This is a genomic window from Modestobacter marinus, assembly GCF_011758655.1.
GTDB lineage: Bacteria > Actinomycetota > Actinomycetes > Mycobacteriales > Geodermatophilaceae > Modestobacter > Modestobacter marinus.
In genome coordinates this window covers 541,090-557,383 of sequence record NZ_JAAMPA010000002.1, presented here as the reverse complement: position 1 = coordinate 557,383, position 16,294 = coordinate 541,090, and the positions used below count along the sequence as shown (strand labels likewise).

Sequence of the window (16,294 nt, the reverse complement as noted above, 5' to 3'; positions counted from 1 at the left end):
ACAACCGGGCGGCCGCGCCGTCGTCTGGTCTGGTGACGCGCCCAGACGCAGCCGGATCCTGCGACGACGGCGAGCGCGGCTCGTCCAGCGTCGAATTCGCGATCTTGTTTCCCATCATCGTCGCGCTGCTGCTCGCCGGGCCGCAGCTGAGCATGTGGTACTTCGCTCGCGAGGCCGCCGAAGCTGCAGCCCAGGCCGGAGCGCGGGCCGCCAGCCTCAGCGAGGCGACCGGGGGAGCGGGGCAGCAGGCGGCGGACACGTACCTGGCCCGGCTCGGCACCGGGACCATCACCCGCTACTCGGTGAGCGAGGAGGCCACAGCCACCTCCGTCTCGGTGCACATCGTCGCGGAGGTCCCCAACGTGATCCCGCTTCCCGGCTTCAGTCCGACCGTCGACGTCACGGTGGTGCGTGGCAAGGAACGCTTCACCACGCCGGACTCGCCATGAGCCGCAGCACTCCGCCGCCCCGCTGCCGACTCGGGCAGCGGGCGCGCGACGACCGCGGCTCCGAATCGGTGGAACTGGCCATCCTGTTGCCGGTCGCGATCCTGGTCCTGGCCATGCTGGTGGTCGGAGCCCGGATCGCACTGGCCGGGGATCGCATCAGCGGCGTTGCCGGGATAGCCGCCCGGGAGGCGTCGCTGGCCCGCTCCAGCGCTGCCGCCCAGCAGCTCGCCACCGCAAGCGCCACAGAGGCGCTGTCCAGTCGTGACCTGCACTGCGTCGACGTCCAGGTGACGGTCGACACGGCCGGGTTCAGGAGTGCTCCGGGCACCGCCGCATCGGTCACCGTGGTCGTGTCGTGCACCGTTGACCTATCCGACGTCGGCGCTCCCGGATTCCCGGGCTCGCGGACTCTGCGTGACACTGCCACCAGTCCGCTCGACCCCGCTCGGGATCTGTCGTGAACGGGCGGCGGTGCCGCCGAGCGCTGCTCAGCGAGGACGACCGCGGATCGGTCGCCGTGCTGTTCTGCTTCATCGTGCTCATCGCCGGCATCCTGGTGACCGCCCTCGTCGACGCCGGCACCGCCATCCAGGCCGCCAACCGAGCCGACACCTACTCGGCCGAGGCTGCGCGGGCAGCCAGCATCGCGGTCGGCCCCGTCCCCACCGGTGGTGGCACCGACGTGCAGTTGGCGACGAGGGCCGCCAACTCCTACCTGGAGCAAGCCGGGGTCACCGGAGTGGTCAGCGTGCTCGGGCCAGGACTCGTCGAAGTCAGCGTCACCGTCACCGCGTCCACCCCCTTGCTCGCGATCCCGGTCAGCCAGACCCGGACGCACACCGCTCAACTGCGGGTCGGGGTCACCCAGGGGGAGGCAGTGTCGTGAGCCTCCACGTCGTCCGACTGCTCAGGGCCGTGGGTGCCCTGGCGGTGCTCGTCGCCGTCGTCTTCGGCGTACCCGTCTTGCTCACAGCGTTGGACCTGGTGCCGCGCGGCCTGCCGTCGGTCGATGAGGTGGGCGCCGTGCTGACGGCGCGGGACGACGGTCAGTTGGTGCAGGTCGTTCTCGCTGCTGGGGCGTGGGTGTGCTGGGCCCTGTTCACCGCTTCGACGGTCGCGGAAGTCGTGGGGATCGCCCTGGCGAGACCCGCGATCGCACTGCCCGGGCTGCGCATATTCCAGCAGCCTGTGGCCGCCCTGCTCGCTGCAGTAGCGGTCGGGCTGACGGTCGCCCCGGCCACCGGGGGCGCGTCCGCCTCCGGGACTGCGGCCACCCGGCCTCCGCTTCCGGTCGCGGCCACCGTCAGCGCCCTGCCTGCGCAGGTGGAACGGGACGTCGGCGTGCCGGTGATCCAGACGGCGTCCGACACGTCAGCGCACCCCCAGCCGGCGCATGCTCCGCCGAAGACCTACGAGGTGCGACGACGGGACACCCTGTGGGCGCTGGCCGAGCGCTACCTCGGAGACCCACTGCGCTTCCCGGAGATCGTCCAGCTGAACCCGGCCGGCGTCGGCCCGGACAACGAGATCGCACCGGGCATGGTGCTCGTTCTGCCATCAGATGCGACCGGGCTGACACCTGCTGGAAGCGGTGCGGAGCCTCTCGCACCGCCTGCGACCGAGGAAGTGACGGTCGAGCAGGGGGACACCCTCTGGGAGATCGCCGAGGAGTTCACCGGCGACGGACAGAACTGGCGGACGGCCTGGGAGATGAACCGGGGGAGGACGGAACCCGGGGGAGCAGTCTTCAGCGACCCCGACCTGATCCGACCGGGATGGACGCTGACCGTCCCGGTCGGGGAGGGAGAGGCACCAACCGAGACCCCGACGCCTCAACGAACTTCGCCCGAGCCAGCACCGCCGTCCGAGCTGTCGCCGTCGCCTACACCGTCTCCGGCGGGACCGGCGGCGCCGGGCACGGCGGGCCCACCGCGGTCCGAGCCGACCGCACCACGCGCTGACCCGTCGCCGACCCGCGCCGAGGCTCCGGCGGAGGCCTCGTCGGAAGCCCCGGCCGTCGCGTTCACCGGCGGCGGGGTGTTGCTGGCCGGGGTGTCGCTCATGGCCCTGCTGCGCTACCGGCGACGGCAGTTCCGGCACCGGCGTCCGGGCCGCTTGACTGCGAGCACGCCACCGAATCTGGCGCACGTCGAACGAGCACTGCGGTCAGCGGGCAGCGCGGACGTCACCTGGCTGGATCAGGCGCTGCGCAGTCTGGTCCAGGACCTGGCATCGGTCGGGGAGGGCAGGCTGCCCGACGTCATCGCGGTCTGCATGACCGACGACGTCCTGACTCTCGTCCTCACCGGTCCGGCGCCGAGGGCACCCGAGCCCTGGACGGTCGATGAGGCGGGCACCCGCTGGTCGATCCGGCGAGGTGACCCGCTGAGCTACGACGAACGCCGACGAGCGCACTTCTTCGCGCCGTTCCCCACGTTGGCCTCAGTGGGCTCCACTGCCGAGGGAGAGCACTGGCTGCTCGACCTCGAACGAGTCGCGACCATGTCCTTGACCGGCGACGCCGACCGCGGGCTGGACCTCCTCCGCTTCCTGGCCGCCGAGCTCGCGCACAACACCTGGTCGGAGATGCTCCAGGTCACTGCGGTCGGCTTCGGCCAGGAGCTGGGGCAGATCAACCCCGACCGGTTCACCTACACGGACGACGTCGACAAGCCGATCGCGGCACTGACCGGCCAGCTGAAGTCGGTGACCGAAGCGATGCGCGTGGCCGACACCGATGTCCTGACCGGGCGGCTGCGCGACATCTCGGCCGACTCGTGGGCGCCACACGTGCTGCTCATCGGCCCAGGTGTGCCCGAGAGCGGAGCCGCGCTGGCACACCTGCTGACTGCGCTGGAGCGGCAGCCGTCGCGCAGCGGCGTGGCCGTGGTCATGGCTTCCGGTAGCGACCGGTTGGACGACGTCCGGTGGCAGTTGACGATCGACGACACCGGACTCCTGCGCATCCCCGCGCTGGGGCTCGAGCTGCGCGCCCAGCAACTGCCGGCCGAGGAGGCTGCCCCGCTGGCCCAGATGCTCGCACTGGCTGCCGTCACCGACGACCGTCCCATCCCGCCGGCTCACGGGAACGAGGCGTGGGATCAGAGGGCCGACGCCTGCGGCGGCCTGCGACCCGAGACCGCGGGAGACGAGCCAGCGGCGCGCCCGGTGGGTCCGCTGACCACGACGGTCGACTCGGTTCTGCCGCTGCCAGAACAGGCTTACCTGGACGCGGGCGCGACGACCGAACACGACGTGCGAGCTCTGGCTCCCGCCACGGATGACCATGTCCGCCATCAGGTCGAGAGCGCCGACCCCGGTCTCGACCGAGACCTGGCTGACTGGGCCGACGCATCCTCACCACGACCCAAGCTGACGCTGCTCGGTCCGGTTCAGGTGCGCGCTAAGGGTTCGTTGCCCGAACGCAACCCGCGGCGGCAGTTCTACACGGAGATCGTCGCCTACTTGGCGACTCGGCCCGGGGGCGTAACAAGCGAGCGGTACGCCACCGCGGTCTGGCCCGACGAGCCGGACGTCGTCGGCAAGACCAAGGTGCGGCAGTCGATCTCTGTCGTCCGGGCGTGGCTCGGCACCGACCCGGCGACCGGAGCTGACTACCTGCCCTCGGGGCTCACCGCGGCAGCAGCCGGGCGCTACCGCATCGACCGCATCCTGATCGACGCGGAGCTCTTCCGTCGGCTGCGCGTTCGCGGTGTGGCGCGCGGCGCAGACGGCATTGCTGACTTGCGCGCGGCGCTCGATCTGGTCACTGGCCGACCCTTCGATCTGCCTCCACTGCGTCAAGGGGCGGCCGGTGGTTACAGCTGGTTGGTCGAGGAGAACGCCCGGCTGGACCACGAGTACGCCGCGATGATCGTCGACGTGGCCCACATCGTCGCCACCCACCACCTCGCCGCCGGCGAGCCAGAGCTCGCTGCTGCAGCGGCACAAGTCGCGCTGAAGGCAGGAAGCTTCGAGGACGTGCCGCTGCTCGACCTCGTCGCTGCCTGCGATGCCCGAGGCAACCAAGCCGAGGCCGACGCCTACGTCGCCCGGATCCTGGCCAACCACGACGCCGAGGTAGAAGAAGATCTACCGCCTCGAACGGCCGACCTCTTGTTTCGGCGCCAACGGAGTCGGTCGTAGCGATAATGCGGATGTCGAGGGCTGACTAGGTGCAACGCCGCCGAGAGCCGGCATGATGATGCTCGAGGCACTGAGGTTCCGAGCGTAAACCGGAAGGACACGCCGCTGTACCCGACTAGCGATTCGGCGGACCTGACGCCGGAGCAGGTCGCTCTGCTGGACGAGACCTTCTTCAAGTCAAATCCCAGCTCCTACTGGCGTGCCCGAATCGATGACCTTCTTCGCGAGCCAACGCCGATCGACTACCGCGCAGGGCTCGCTGCTCAGGTGACCGGATACGGCCTTGACGAGCGCATGCTGTCCACGACGCAACCGGCGGAGGATGAACGAGAGTTGCAAAGGGCGCTAGACGCCTTTGCCCTCCGTCACCACCTTGCCGAGTCGCTCGTGCGGATCGTTCACGCCGTCCTCGTCGAGGTGAAGGCGTCGAAGTCCGGGTTCTGGGCGTCGCTGACCGGGAGTCCCTCCCAGGGCTACAACATCGTGGAAGCGCTTCGCGCCTTCCAGGCGCAAGAGGCGATTCCCGCAAGCCTCTTCATGCCCGCCGCAGAGGTTCGGGCTCTACCGTCAGAGCCGCCTTCGAACGTGGCAAACGCTGTCCGCATGCACTGGCGGTGGGTGCAACGTGCCATGCAACTGCTCGTCAGCGAAGGACTCGACACCAACGTAGCCAACAACAAACTGAAACACGGCCTCGCGGTACGCCCGCATGACGAATTGCGGGTCGGCTTCATGACCGACGCCCCGGAGCCCGATGGGAGCGTTCGGCTGTCGGCCATCAGGACCGGTCCGAGCATCATCGATGCAAGGGCAATTGAGTTTCTGCAGCGTCTTCCAACGCGAGAGGAGCACGCCGGGTCCTGGGAGGTGACCACCCTCAACCTCCGAGCTGCGCCGCTCATTGCTGAAGCACTGATGCTTTCCACCGTATGGTCCTCAGTGTTCGCCACGGCGGCAGCGGAACGACTTGTGGGACCAGCTGAAGCAAGGCCTCGGCATCCCGGACTTGTCCTCGGACCTCCGCCGGAGGCAATCAACCATGAGGTCATTGGCTACCGACAGGCCCTAACAAAATCACATAAAAGCGGCGCGTCACGCGGACTAGTCGTCGAAACCCCTGAGGGCATAGTTGAACTCACCCAGACGGGGCCGGGGACGAGTGCCACCATCGTCGACGACTGATCTCGCCGCGACAGACCTGTCGCTTCCTCGAGGCGTTTGCGGCGCTCGACGCCAAGCTCGCCCTCGCCCTCGCCGGGTGCGGTGGTGTGGGGGCGAGGGCTAAACGGACTTTTCCCTGGATGGGGGTGAGGCGAGCTCGATCGTGGTCGCGGGATGGCTGGGAGCTTGCGTGGACGATTGAGTGCTGCCGCACTTCCGTGGCCGAGATCGACCCAGGGGAATGCAGATTCGCCGCACCGGCGCCCTCGCCGCTCACGCTGTCCCCTTGCGGAAGTGACAGTCCGTCGACGCCGGCTGAGGTCGCGTCGTCGTTCACCGAACCTGCCGGTCCGGACGCCGAGCTGTGCATCGCCCTCCCGCGGACCTTGTCGTGCCAAAAGCGCTCGACGCGACGGCCGGCTTCGCTCTGCGAACCGGCGCCGGGGGCCACGCGCCGGAGGGACGATGCCTGGACACATGAGAGCTGACGGAGTTCGGGCTGGCCACCTACGTGACGACGGCCCCGCAGCGCCGGTGATCGGGTCGACCACGCTCCCGCGGACCAGTTAATAGCGGACGCGGTCACGCGCCGACAGGATGCCGAAATCCGGTGACCGCGACAGGTCCTCAGAGGCCCGTCGAGTTGGTGGCACTCACACGAGCAGGCCCAGCGCCACCTGGACGAGGACGAGAGCGGCGACGACGAAGACCAGCCAGGCGAACCACCGCTTGAGCCGTGCGACGTCCAGCCCGGACCCGAGCCGCCCGGCGATCAGGGCTGCGACGACGGCTGCTGCGGTGAACCCGAGGGTGATCGGTGCGTCGATGGGGGCGTCCCCGGCGTGGGCGGCGAAGCCCGCGGCGCTGTTGACGGCCACGATCACCAGTGAGGTGCCGATCGCGGTGGTCATCGGCAGCCCGAGGACGATCACGAGGACCGGGATAATCAGGAAGCCGCCGCCGACGCCCAGCAGGCCGGTGAGGAACCCGACGACCAGGCCGCCGGCGAGCGTGCGCGGCAGGCAGCGCCGCCAGTTCACGGTGCCGTGGTCGGTCGCGCAGGCGGCGCCGGTGGTGGGCTTGTCCTGCAGCATCCGCACCCCGGCGGCGATCATCAGGGCGGCGAACAGCGCGAGGACGACGTCCTCGGGGAGCAGCCGGTTGGCCGCGGCCCCGGCGAACGCCGTCGCAGCCCCGGCCGCCCCGAAGACGAGCGCGATCCGCCAGGCGATCTGACCGGCGCGCAGCCTGGGGAGCAGTGCGACGACGGCGGTGATGCCGACGACCAGCAGCGACGTGGCCACGGCCTGGGGCAGCGGCTGACCGACGACGAAGACCAGGGCGGGCACGGCCAGGATCGAGCCACCCCCGCCGAGCAGTCCGACGAGGGCGCCGATGACCAGGCCGAGGCCGATCGCTGCGGCGATCACCGGGTGGTGGCGCTGCCCAGCACCTGCAGCACGTCGTCCAGCCGCGCCGGGGCCTCACCCCGGTTGTAGGGCAGCGCGGACAACGCCGCGCCCATCGCGCAGGTGTCGGTGACCGCGGCGACCGTCAGGCCGGCGCCGATGCCACCGGCCAGGAAGCGCACCCGGGGGAACCGGATCGAGGCCAGCACGCTGCTGGCCACGACGGCGCCGGCGAGCAGGCGGACCTGGCGCTCCAGGGCCCAGCGCTGCCGGCCTCGGCGCACCGTCTGGCCGTCGGCGGTGTGGGCGTTCATGCCGCCGTCCAGCACCGAGAGCTGGTCGGCGCCGGCTGCGCTCAGCGCGTCGTGCGCGGTGCGGGCTCGGGAGCCGGCCTGGCAGACCAGCACGACCGGGCCCGCCAGCGCGGCGGCCAGGGCGCCGGCGTGCTCCTGCACCAGTGGCAGCGGCACGTTGACCGCGCCCGGGATGTGCGCGGTCTCGTACTCCGCGGGGGTGCGGACGTCGACCAGCAGCGCGTCGGTGCCGGCGGCCTCGGCGGGGGCGATCAGGGTGGGGGAGCTCATGGGGTGTCGTCTTCCTCGGTTCGGGGGTGTGGCGTCGTCGGTGCGGAGAGGGCGTGGGTCATGAGCGGGTGATCAGCCGCCGCCAGCGGCCCGGGGGACTGGGGGTGGCGGCGTGACCGGGGCAGCGCTGGGCGGTGGGCACCCCACGCATGACCTGGTCGACGTGCTGACCGCAGCCGGTCCAGGTGGGTTTTCCGCAGGTGCGGCAGGTGGTGGCTCGACACATGTCAGGCGCCTCAGCGCGTGACGGGCTGGGCGTGCAGCCCGACGGCGGCCGACCCGGCGTCCGGGTCGCCGTAGCCGCGGTCGACGAGCACCGGACGACGTCCGGCCCGGGCCAGCAGGGACGCAGCGATCGAGGCGCGGTAGCCCGAGCCGCAGTAGACCCAGACCTCGCCGGCGGGCAGTTCGTCGATCCGGTTGCGCAGCTCGTGGATCGGCAGGTGAAGCGACCCGCGCACCCCGCCGCTGACTCGCTCATCGTCGCGGCGGGCGTCGAGCACGACGGTGTCGGGGTGCTCGGCCAGCTGGGCGGCGAGGCCGGCGAAGTCGGTCACCGGGTAGGAGGCGGGCTGCTGGTCGGTGACGAGCTCTTCGGGGGTACCGACCGCCTTGCCGGCGAGCCGGTCCACGCCGATGCGGACCAGCTCGCGGCGGGCCTCGGCGACCTGCTGCTCGTCCTCGCCGATCAGGGTCAGCGGGGCGTCCCAGTCGTAGAGCCAGCCCAGGTAGGTGAGGAAGGAGGCGCTCAGCTCGAAGTTCAGCGCACCGGGCAGGTGGCCCGCCGCGAACGCCGTCCGGCTGCGGAGGTCCACGACCCACTCGCCGGCCGCGAGCCGGGTGGCCAGCTCCTGTGCGTCGACGGCTCGGGGGGTCGAGAGGTCCACCGGCGCCGGGCCGGCGGCGTTGATGGGCCCCATGTGCGCGTAGTAGGCCGGGTAGGCGCCGAGGCCGGCGATCAGCTCGTCGACGAAGGTCTGCTCGTCCTGGGTCAGCGCCGGGTTCACCGACCGCTGCTCGGCGATCGTGGAGGACGTGCCGCTGGTCGGGGTGGCTGCGCAGAAGCTGCCGAACCCGTGGCTGGGGAACACCGCGGTGCCCGCCGGGAGCTCAGCGGCCAGCCGGCGCACCGAGTGGAACTGGGCGTGGGTGAGCGTGTCGGTGTGCTGGGAACCGAGCAGGTCGGTGCGCCCGGTCGAGCCGTAGAGCATGGAGCCACCGGTGAAGACGGCCTGCACCTCGCCGTCCGCGCCGGCCAGGGCGTAGGAGACGTGGTGGTGGGTGTGCCCGGGGGTGTGCAGCACGGTGATCCGCAGCGGCCCGGCCGCGTGCACGTCACCGTCCGCGGCCGGGACGCGCTCGTAGGCGACGTCGTCCCCGGCCGGGACGAGGTAGGCCGCCCCGGTGACCCGGGCCAGCTCCAGCCCGCCGGTCACGTAGTCGTTGTGCACGTGGGTCTCGAGCACGTGGGTGACGGTGACGCCGCGCTCGGCGGCGAGGGCCTGGACCCGGTCGATGTCGCGCTGCGGGTCGATGACGATGCCGGTACCGGCCTCGCTGACCAGGTAGCTGCGGTCGCCCAGGCCGGTGGTCTCGATGACGTCGATCTGCATGGCTGTCTCCTTCATACGGTACCCGGTAGGGGTACTGGGACGTCCTGGTTGGAATGGTTCCGGGCCGGGCTCAGACCGTGGGGCGGCCGGCCTGGGTCCAGGCGTTCATGCCGCCGGCCATGTTGCTGACGGGGAAGCCGGCAGTGGCGAGGAACTCGGCAGCCTGCTGGCTGCGTCGGCCGCTCTGGCACACCGTGATGACCGGGGTCGCCGGGTCGAGCTCCCCGGTGCGGGTGGCCAGCTGACCGAGCGGGATGGCGGTGCTGCCGGCGATCGCGCCGGTGGCGACCTCGTCGGGCTCGCGGACGTCGACGATGCGCGCGCCGGTCGTGCCGGCGGCGACCTGGACGGGGGTGAGCTGGGGGATGGTCATGTGCTCCTCCTCGAGGTGGTGGGGACGGGTCAGGCCAGAGAGAGCAGCAGCTTCTCCAGCTGCTCCAGGTCGACCTCGCGGTCCTCCGGGGCGGAGTTGGCCGAGCAGTACCGCATGCCGGTGCCGACGACGGCGAAGCTCGCCTTGTTCAAGGCCTTGGAGGCCGCGGCCAGCTGGGTGACGACGGCGGCACAGTCGCGGCCGTCCTCGATCATCCGCACGACGCCGCCGATCTGCCCCTGGACGCGGTTCAGTCGCTTGACGACGTCGGCGAGCTCGCCCTGGGGGATGTCCATACCCGAGACGGTACATACCCCCCCGGGTATGCGCAACCGGGCTGGAGTGGAGCGCGTGCCGTGCACGCCACCCGCCGTCAGCTCGGGGTGCGCGTCGATGGCGGGCGAGGCTCGTGCTCACACAGCGGTCGGGGCAGCGGTCGACCCTGTGGCGGACCGGTGCAGCAGCAGCGCCACTCCGCTGAGCAGGGAGACCGCAGCGGTGACGACGAGCAGAGTCCCCAGTCCGAGGCCGGGGACCACCGCACCGGCGAGGGCGGGCGCTGCGACCGAGCTGACGGCCCCCACGACCAGGCAGCCCGTGAACGCCGCGCCTGCGCGGTCGGGCACCAGCTCGGCGGTCCAGACCGCGAGCACCGCCGACCCGGTCATGTACCCCACGCCGAAGATGCACGCCGAGGCCGCCGTAGCGAGCAGGGAGTCGCTGGCCAGCCCGAGGAGTACCAGCGCCGCAGCCACCGTCACGAGGCACAGCGCGGCGACCCTGGCACTGCCGAGGCGCTGAGCAACGGCCCCGGTCGCCACGCCTACCACGCCGGTGAGGCCGATGGCCGCGTAGAGGGCCGGGACGGCTGCCGCCGGGAGGTCGCCCTGCTGGAGGACGTCCGCGGCGTAGGTGAAGTAGATGACGACGACCGCGAAGTAGGCGACGGAGTAGGCGCCTGGAACTCTCAGCGCTCTCGCCAGCGAGGAGGCGCCGCGCCGTCCGTCCGGGCGTGGGACCGGCGTGGTCCGGGGCACCAGGCGGAGGTTCACGACGGCCGCGGCCACGGTGGCGAGGGCGATGCCGCCCCAGACCAGTCGCCACGACCCGAGTGCGGACAGGGCGGCCAGGCCGCCCAGCGCGACCAGTCCGCCGCTGGTGCCGGTCGTGATGATCGCCAACGCTCTCGGCTGCTGCCGTTGGGCCACCGATCGCGTGACGATGTCGGAGTAGGGCGCCCAGACCCAGCCGCCCGCGCTGCCGGCCAGGACGGCACCGCCGGCGAGCAACCAGGGGGACTGCGCGACCGTCACGGTCACCGCCCCCAGGGCACCGCAGGCACCGCCCGTGGTCGTCGGCGCGCGGGAGCCGCGGCGAGCGGCGAGCGGTCCCGCGAGGAGCAGGCCCGCCAGGTAGCCGGCGAAGGTCGCGCTGGCCACGAGGCCGAGCACCAACTCGGAGAGCCCCAGCTCCTGCCGGATGCTGGGTAGCGTCAGACCGTAGGCGTACCGCGCCATGCCGAAGGCGACCCCGACGACCATCGCCCCGGCCAGGCCGACCCGGCCGCCCGCGGAGAGTGTCATGCGATCCCTCCTACCCGGCGGCATGCGCTGAAGGCGCTGCCTGCCCCGGCGAGATCGGCGTCTTGATGCACCCAGCCCTGCTGTCAGCCGTGCACTACGGCGAGAGGACCGGAGAGCTGCTCTTGCCGGGCGCCCGAGTCAGCCGCAACCAGTTGCAGCGGATGCCCCCGGGGGTATGCTTGACGGAGCTGCAGCGGCCACCCGGGAGGCGTCCTCCTACCTGCCGATCGCTGGGCATGGGTCGTCGCCGTCCGTCGGGACGCTCCCGGTCGAAACATCACGGGCCCGGGCGGAAGCGCGGAAACGCGGAGATGCGCGCGGCAGGCCATTCCAGACAGGAGATCGATGTGAGCTGGCAGGACGCGACAGCTGGGGTCGGCGGTCTGGTGGGGGTGGGCAGTGGATGGACCAGTACCACTGCGTGGCTGATGGTCGGTGCCGTCGCCGCCGTCCTCGCCCTCATCGCCTGGTGGATCACCGGCCCCTCTCGGGGGCGGCGGCGCGGTCGAGGAGGAGAACTGGCGCTGCGGCGGTACGACCTGCGCGGACATCCGCGATCCGGCCGTCCCACCCGCCCGGGTGGCCGGCCGGCCAACGGTCGCGGACCGCCGCGCGCCCGAACCGACGATGCAAGCCACGAGACGAAGGAGAGCTGAAGATGGGGACTGGAATGGGAATGGGCATGGGCATGGGCATGGGCTGGATGTGGCTGGTCGGGCTCCTCGTGTTGCTCGGCGTGGTCCTCCTGGTCGTCCTGGCGGTCCGAGCGGTCGGCGGCGGCATCACCCGTGGGGTCGGCAGCGGTGACGCCACCGCTCGGCCGCCCGCGCGCAGCCGGGCCCGTGAACTGCTGGATGCCCGCTATGCCCGCGGAGAACTGTCCAGCGACGAGTACCGGGAGCGCCTGCAGACCCTGGAGGAGCACGCGTAGCGCAGCTGATCACCCGACGCAGGGCTCCCTCCGTGCTCGCGGTCTGGACCGCCGAGCTGGTGCGTCAGTCCTCGCGGGGTCCGGTCGGCATCGCCAACGTCACCCAGTCGTGCATGCCCCCGCGGTAGTAGGCCAGGGCATCCGCCGAGTACCCGACCTCCAGGAGCTGGCGGATGGCATCAGGTGACTGCGGGCACTGGGGTCCGTTGCAGAACAGGATCGACAGCCGTCCGGGGTTCAGCTCACTGCGTCGCTCGAGTACCTGGTCGTGGGGGAGGAGCACCGAGTCGGGGATCGTGCGGCCGCCGAACGACCCGGCCGTGCGACAGTCGATGAGCGCGGCTCCCTGCCCGACCAGCTCGATCAGTTCCAGCTCGCCGACGGTGCGGACCCCGGGCGCCGCTTCCAGGCCCTGGATCTCGCCCCAGGCGGTGTCCACTGCCACGACATCGGGCTCGCCGTCGACGGGCCACGGCACGCTCCGTGGCGGTTGCTGTCGGGTGCGTTCCTGCCGTCGCATCTCTCGCTGGTCCATGAGCGGAGTCCCCTCGCCGACGTCTGGGAGTCAGGCTGCCAGAAGGACGAAGAGCACGCGGGGTGAGCCGCGGACGACCGGCGTCTCCTCGGGTCAGGCGAGGGAGAGGAAGAGCTTCTCGAGCCGGGCACGGTCGAGGGCAGCGGTGCCGTCCGCCCCGGCGGTGATGCACTGCTCGAGGCCGGTGGCGATGATGGCGAACCCGGCTTTGTCCAACGCCCGGGACACGGCGGCCAGCTGCGTGACGACGTCCTCGCAGTCACGCCCCGCTTCGAGCATGCGGATCACCCCCGCGAGCTGGCCCTCAGCGCGCCGGAGCCGCTTGATGACGTCGCCGACGACCTGGGCGTTCTCCAGCTGCATGTCCTCATCCTCTCCCGTCCGCCGACGTGATACCCCTGCGGGTACAGCTGGGTAGAGCTCCGCGCGGTGCGTGGTCATTCCTGGGCGCACCGCGCGGCCGTTCAGGTCAGGTCGCGGCGGGCGCGGGAGGCGCGGGGTGCGGGGGAGGCGGAGCGGGCCCCGCGGCACGAACCTCGGACAGGTTCTCATCGCCTTGCCCACGCTGAGGAGCACGATCAGGGTCGGCAGTCGCGCGCTCTTCGAGCACTCTTGGACCAGCAGGAGCGCGCCATGGCAGGACGAACCAGCTGAGGAGGCCCGCCGTAGGGCCTCGGTCGGGGTGCGGTCGTCGAACCGGGCGCCGAGCAGGCTCCCTCTCTGATCTCATAACCCGGGGGGTGCGAGTAGCTGGACCGCAGCGGTGGGCGAGGCATCCCCCCGGGGGTATGTTGGGGTCGGTTCTTGGGGACGGAACCGGGCGAGAACTCTGGTGCGAGGCGGCACCCGGGCAGGGGGAGGACCGCCTTCACGGGTGCGCCAGCGAGGCCGTCGTACCGTCGTGTGGGGGAGGTGGTCTCGGTGGCACGGCTCTGGGCGGCGCTGTTGCTGTTGGCCGCTGTCTTCGCCATGCACGGGGTGCAGTGCGTGGCCGCGGGCTCGGCCCCGGAGCACGGGTTCACATCGCCCGGTGAGGCTGCCTCGGTCGGCGTGCCAGTAGCGTCCGTCCATGTGGGCCCTGTCGCCGATGCGATGCCCGACCACGGGCACGGTGCCGCCACACAAATGGCAGACGCCGACGGTGCCACCGGGTCCAGCGGCCTGCCGGCCCCGTGGCACGACGCGCACGTCCTGGCGGTGTGCCTCGCCGTCCTGCTCGCGGGGCTGATGGCTCTCAGGGCCGTGGTGCTCCGCCGAGGCGTGGCGGTCCCGCCCGTCCGCGGCTCGCCCACACCGTCCCGCTGGCCCACCGGGTGGTCCAGGCAGCCCCGACCACCCACTCTCTCCGCTCTCTGTCTCCTGCGGATCTAGGCCGAAGCAGCTGCACCCCGACAGCTTCCGCTGTCCCGGGGTTCTGCCCGCATGCCCACATCCCTCAGACAGGAGACCCAGCATGACCCGCACCAGCATTCGCCTCGTCCGCCTCACCGGTGGGCTGATGGCCGCCGTCGTCGTCCTCGCCGGCTGCTCGGACACCGAGCAGACCTCCGCCACCAGCAGCACCGTGACCGATGACAGCTCCGCTGAACAGGGCGCGGAGTTCAACGACACGGATGTCGCTTTCGCCCAGGGGATGATCCCGCACCACGAGGGCGCGCTCATGATGTCCGCGGTCGCCATCGACCGCGCTTCCGATCCCCGGGTCGCGGACCTGGCCGAGCGGATCGAAGCAGGTCAGGACCCCGAGATCGACCTCATGACCGACTGGCTCGAGGAGTGGGGCCAACCGCTCCAGGAGTCCGGCTCCATGGGGGGCATGGACCACGGGTCCGGGGACACCGGCGGCATGGACGGCGGCATGGACGGCGGCATGGACGGCGGCATGGACGGCGGCATGGACGGCGGCATGGGCGGCGGCATGGGCATGGGCATGGAGGAGATGCCTGCCGCCGGCCGGGACTTCGACCGCATGTGGCTCGACGCCATGATCGAGCACCACGAGGGCGCCGTCGAGATGGCGCAGGCCGAGATCGAGGACGGCCGCAACGCCGAGGCCGTCGAACTGGCGGGAGCGATCAGCGAGACCCAGACACAGGAGATCGAGGAGATGCGGCAGTTGCTCACCGAACTGGGTGACTGATCCGTGCCCGGTGGGGCGCGGTGCCGGCCAGGCACCGCGCCTCACCCCTCCCACCCGGCGACCCAGGGGGCGGCTGCCCTCGGATCGCCCTCCCGCACTCATCGCACCGCACACCACGCACGAGGAGCACAGCCGTGACACCACCTGCCCAGGCCCCCGCCGTTCCGGGCTCACGCCGACGCCGGGCTGTGGTGGTCGCCCTGCTGCCCGCCGCCGTCCTGCTGGGGGCGTGCGCATCGGAGGCCCCGCAGCAGAGAGCGACTTCCTCGGCACCTGCACCGTCGCCCGCGTCCGCGCTCGCGGACATCAGCCACGTGCACGGAGTGGGGGTGGACCCAGCTGACGGCTCTCTCTTCCTCGCCACGCACGAGGGCCTCTTCCAGCTGACCGATGGGGGAGGGGCCGCGCTGGTCAGTCCGGTCATGGACCTGATGGGGTTCTCGGTCGCCGGGCCCGGGCACTTCCTCGCTTCCGGTCACCCGGGCCTGGAGGTCGACCTCCCCCAGCCGATGGGCCTGATCGAGTCGACGGACAGTGGTCGGACCTGGAGCCCGGTGTCCCGGCAGGGTCAGTCGGACTTCCACGCCCTCACCACGAGTTCTGTCGGCGTGCTCGGCTACGACGGCGATCTGCTCCGCAGTGGCGACGGTCAGGACTGGGAGCAGCTCAGCATCCCGAGCGAGCCGCACAGCCTGACCACCTCATCCGACGGGCAGCTGGTCCTCGCGACGACCGCGCAGGGCCTGTTGCGCTCCGCGGACGCCGGCAGCACCTGGTCCGCGGTGGACGGCGCCCCGCTGCTCCAGGTGGTCGACTGGGCAGACGACGGCATGGACGTCGCCGGGGTGGATCCGTCCGGGGCGGTCTGGACCAGCAGTGACGGCGGCATCTCCTGGACCGCGGGTGCTGCACTGGGCTCCGAGCCGCAGGCGGTGGCGGTCTCATCCGCACCAGGGGGGCTTCGGGTCACCGTGGTGACCACGGCAGCCGTGCTCGAGTCCTCTGACGGAGGTCGGACCTTCGACGCGCTCCTGGAGCCGTAGCGCACGCGTTGTGCCCTGGCGAAAGCAATCCGGTGGCGAGAAGTCACACCGGAGCCGGACTCGGCGAGACAAGTGGCGGATCAAGGTGTCCAGCCGATGGGGGCACCCTCACTCGGCGCCTCACGGACGCCGGCGCGGGGGACGACAGCTGCCGCGCGGGGGACCCGGTGGTGACCGGCGAGGGCCCGTGGGACTGCACAGACGGCGGGCGCAGCAACACGGCCGTCTTGGCGCGCTGCCGTCCGCCCCGGTCGCCTGGGCAGGCGGATCGGCGGGCGGGTGCCGAGACAGTGTTCGGCCGCGTCAGATGGCCCGGGCACCGGGGTG

17 protein-coding genes are annotated in these 16,294 nt (G+C 71.5%); 9 read left to right on the top strand and 8 right to left on the bottom strand.

Annotated features, from left to right (window positions below; genetic code table 11):
• Positions 1-32: 32 nt before the first annotated feature.
• The 5 genes from FB380_RS18580 (at position 33) to FB380_RS18560 (ending at position 5,777) form a co-directional block, all read left to right on the top strand.
• Complete coding sequence (locus tag FB380_RS18580) at positions 33-449, top strand: TadE family protein (RefSeq protein WP_229682354.1); 417 nt, start codon at positions 33-35, stop codon at positions 447-449.
• Positions 446-910, top strand: coding sequence for a TadE/TadG family type IV pilus assembly protein (locus tag FB380_RS18575; protein WP_166756800.1), 465 nt, complete (start codon positions 446-448; stop codon positions 908-910). The genes FB380_RS18580 and FB380_RS18575 overlap by 4 nt, the downstream gene beginning before the upstream one ends.
• Positions 907-1,335, top strand: a complete 429-nt coding sequence (locus FB380_RS18570; protein WP_166756799.1) for a hypothetical protein — start codon at positions 907-909, stop codon at positions 1,333-1,335. Before FB380_RS18575 ends, FB380_RS18570 begins: the two co-directional genes overlap by 4 nt.
• Positions 1,332-4,595: a LysM peptidoglycan-binding domain-containing protein gene (locus FB380_RS18565; RefSeq protein WP_166756798.1), complete on the top strand. Its 3,264-nt coding sequence runs from the start codon at positions 1,332-1,334 to the stop codon at positions 4,593-4,595. The genes FB380_RS18570 and FB380_RS18565 overlap by 4 nt, the downstream gene beginning before the upstream one ends.
• A 267-nt stretch (positions 4,596-4,862) precedes the next feature.
• A complete protein-coding gene (locus FB380_RS18560; protein WP_166756797.1) occupies positions 4,863-5,777 on the top strand; it encodes a hypothetical protein in 915 nt (304 codons plus the stop codon).
• A 632-nt stretch (positions 5,778-6,409) separates the two neighbouring features.
• Here FB380_RS18560 and FB380_RS18555 read toward each other — a convergent pair.
• The 6 genes from FB380_RS18555 to FB380_RS18530 form a co-directional block, all read right to left on the bottom strand.
• Positions 6,410-7,186 carry a sulfite exporter TauE/SafE family protein gene (locus FB380_RS18555; protein WP_229682355.1) on the bottom strand — a complete coding sequence of 259 codons (777 nt, stop codon included), beginning with the start codon at positions 7,184-7,186 and terminating at the stop codon, positions 6,410-6,412.
• A complete protein-coding gene (locus FB380_RS18550; RefSeq protein ID WP_166756796.1) occupies positions 7,183-7,749 on the bottom strand; it encodes a rhodanese-like domain-containing protein in 567 nt (188 codons plus the stop codon). Before FB380_RS18550 ends, FB380_RS18555 begins: the two co-directional genes overlap by 4 nt.
• Positions 7,750-7,985: 236 nt before the next feature.
• The gene (locus tag FB380_RS18545; RefSeq protein WP_166756795.1) at positions 7,986-9,362 is read right to left on the bottom strand and encodes an MBL fold metallo-hydrolase; all 1,377 of its coding nucleotides are present in this window, start codon (positions 9,360-9,362) and stop codon (positions 7,986-7,988) included.
• 70 nt (positions 9,363-9,432) lie between these two features.
• Entirely contained in the window at positions 9,433-9,735 is a 303-nt protein-coding gene (locus tag FB380_RS18540; protein ID WP_166756794.1) for a rhodanese-like domain-containing protein, read from the bottom strand.
• Between the two features lie 29 nt (positions 9,736-9,764).
• Positions 9,765-10,031, bottom strand: a complete 267-nt coding sequence (locus FB380_RS18535) for a metal-sensitive transcriptional regulator (protein WP_166756793.1) — start codon at positions 10,029-10,031, stop codon at positions 9,765-9,767.
• 117 nt (positions 10,032-10,148) lie between these two features.
• Positions 10,149-11,318, bottom strand: coding sequence for an MFS transporter (locus FB380_RS18530; RefSeq protein ID WP_166756792.1), 1,170 nt, complete (start codon positions 11,316-11,318; stop codon positions 10,149-10,151).
• Positions 11,319-11,976: 658 nt separating this feature from the next.
• Between FB380_RS18530 and FB380_RS18525 the strand changes: the two genes are divergently transcribed.
• A complete protein-coding gene (locus FB380_RS18525) occupies positions 11,977-12,249 on the top strand; it encodes an SHOCT domain-containing protein (protein WP_229682356.1) in 273 nt (90 codons plus the stop codon).
• A gap of 64 nt (positions 12,250-12,313) precedes the next feature.
• Here FB380_RS18525 and FB380_RS18520 read toward each other — a convergent pair whose 3' ends face one another.
• Entirely contained in the window at positions 12,314-12,694 is a 381-nt protein-coding gene (locus FB380_RS18520) for a rhodanese-like domain-containing protein (RefSeq protein WP_208383688.1), read from the bottom strand.
• Between the two features lie 183 nt (positions 12,695-12,877).
• A complete protein-coding gene (locus FB380_RS18515) occupies positions 12,878-13,147 on the bottom strand; it encodes a metal-sensitive transcriptional regulator (RefSeq protein WP_166756790.1) in 270 nt (89 codons plus the stop codon).
• Positions 13,148-13,687: 540 nt separating this feature from the next.
• On the opposite strand from FB380_RS18515, the gene FB380_RS26240 reads away from it, so the two are divergent.
• The 3 genes from FB380_RS26240 to FB380_RS18505 all read left to right on the top strand — a co-directional run bounded on the left by FB380_RS26240 (position 13,688) and on the right by FB380_RS18505 (position 15,967).
• Entirely contained in the window at positions 13,688-14,155 is a 468-nt protein-coding gene (locus tag FB380_RS26240) for a DUF6153 family protein (protein ID WP_424991934.1), read from the top strand.
• 82 nt (positions 14,156-14,237) lie between these two features.
• Positions 14,238-14,924: a DUF305 domain-containing protein gene (locus FB380_RS18510; RefSeq protein ID WP_166756789.1), complete on the top strand. Its 687-nt coding sequence runs from the start codon at positions 14,238-14,240 to the stop codon at positions 14,922-14,924.
• A 20-nt stretch (positions 14,925-14,944) separates the two neighbouring features.
• Positions 14,945-15,967 (top strand): F510_1955 family glycosylhydrolase, encoded by a 1,023-nt coding sequence (locus FB380_RS18505; protein WP_341800230.1) that lies wholly within the window; start codon positions 14,945-14,947, stop codon positions 15,965-15,967.
• Positions 15,968-16,294 lie beyond the last annotated feature (327 nt).

Bases quoted from the DNA above. Each gene is read 5' to 3' on its own strand.
- FB380_RS18510 (WP_166756789.1), top strand. From the start codon at position 14,238: ATGACCCGCACCAGCATTCGCCTCGTCCGCCTCACCGGTGGGCTGATG.
- FB380_RS18525 (WP_229682356.1), top strand. From the start codon at position 11,977: ATGGGGACTGGAATGGGAATGGGCATGGGCATGGGCATGGGCTGGATG.
- FB380_RS18575 (WP_166756800.1), top strand. From the start codon at position 446: ATGAGCCGCAGCACTCCGCCGCCCCGCTGCCGACTCGGGCAGCGGGCG.
- FB380_RS18540 (WP_166756794.1), bottom strand. From the start codon at position 9,735: ATGACCATCCCCCAGCTCACCCCCGTCCAGGTCGCCGCCGGCACGACC.
- FB380_RS18535 (WP_166756793.1), bottom strand. From the start codon at position 10,031: ATGGACATCCCCCAGGGCGAGCTCGCCGACGTCGTCAAGCGACTGAAC.
- FB380_RS18545 (WP_166756795.1), bottom strand. From the start codon at position 9,362: ATGCAGATCGACGTCATCGAGACCACCGGCCTGGGCGACCGCAGCTAC.
- FB380_RS18550 (WP_166756796.1), bottom strand. From the start codon at position 7,749: ATGAGCTCCCCCACCCTGATCGCCCCCGCCGAGGCCGCCGGCACCGAC.
- FB380_RS18530 (WP_166756792.1), bottom strand. From the start codon at position 11,318: ATGACACTCTCCGCGGGCGGCCGGGTCGGCCTGGCCGGGGCGATGGTC.
- FB380_RS18515 (WP_166756790.1), bottom strand. From the start codon at position 13,147: ATGCAGCTGGAGAACGCCCAGGTCGTCGGCGACGTCATCAAGCGGCTC.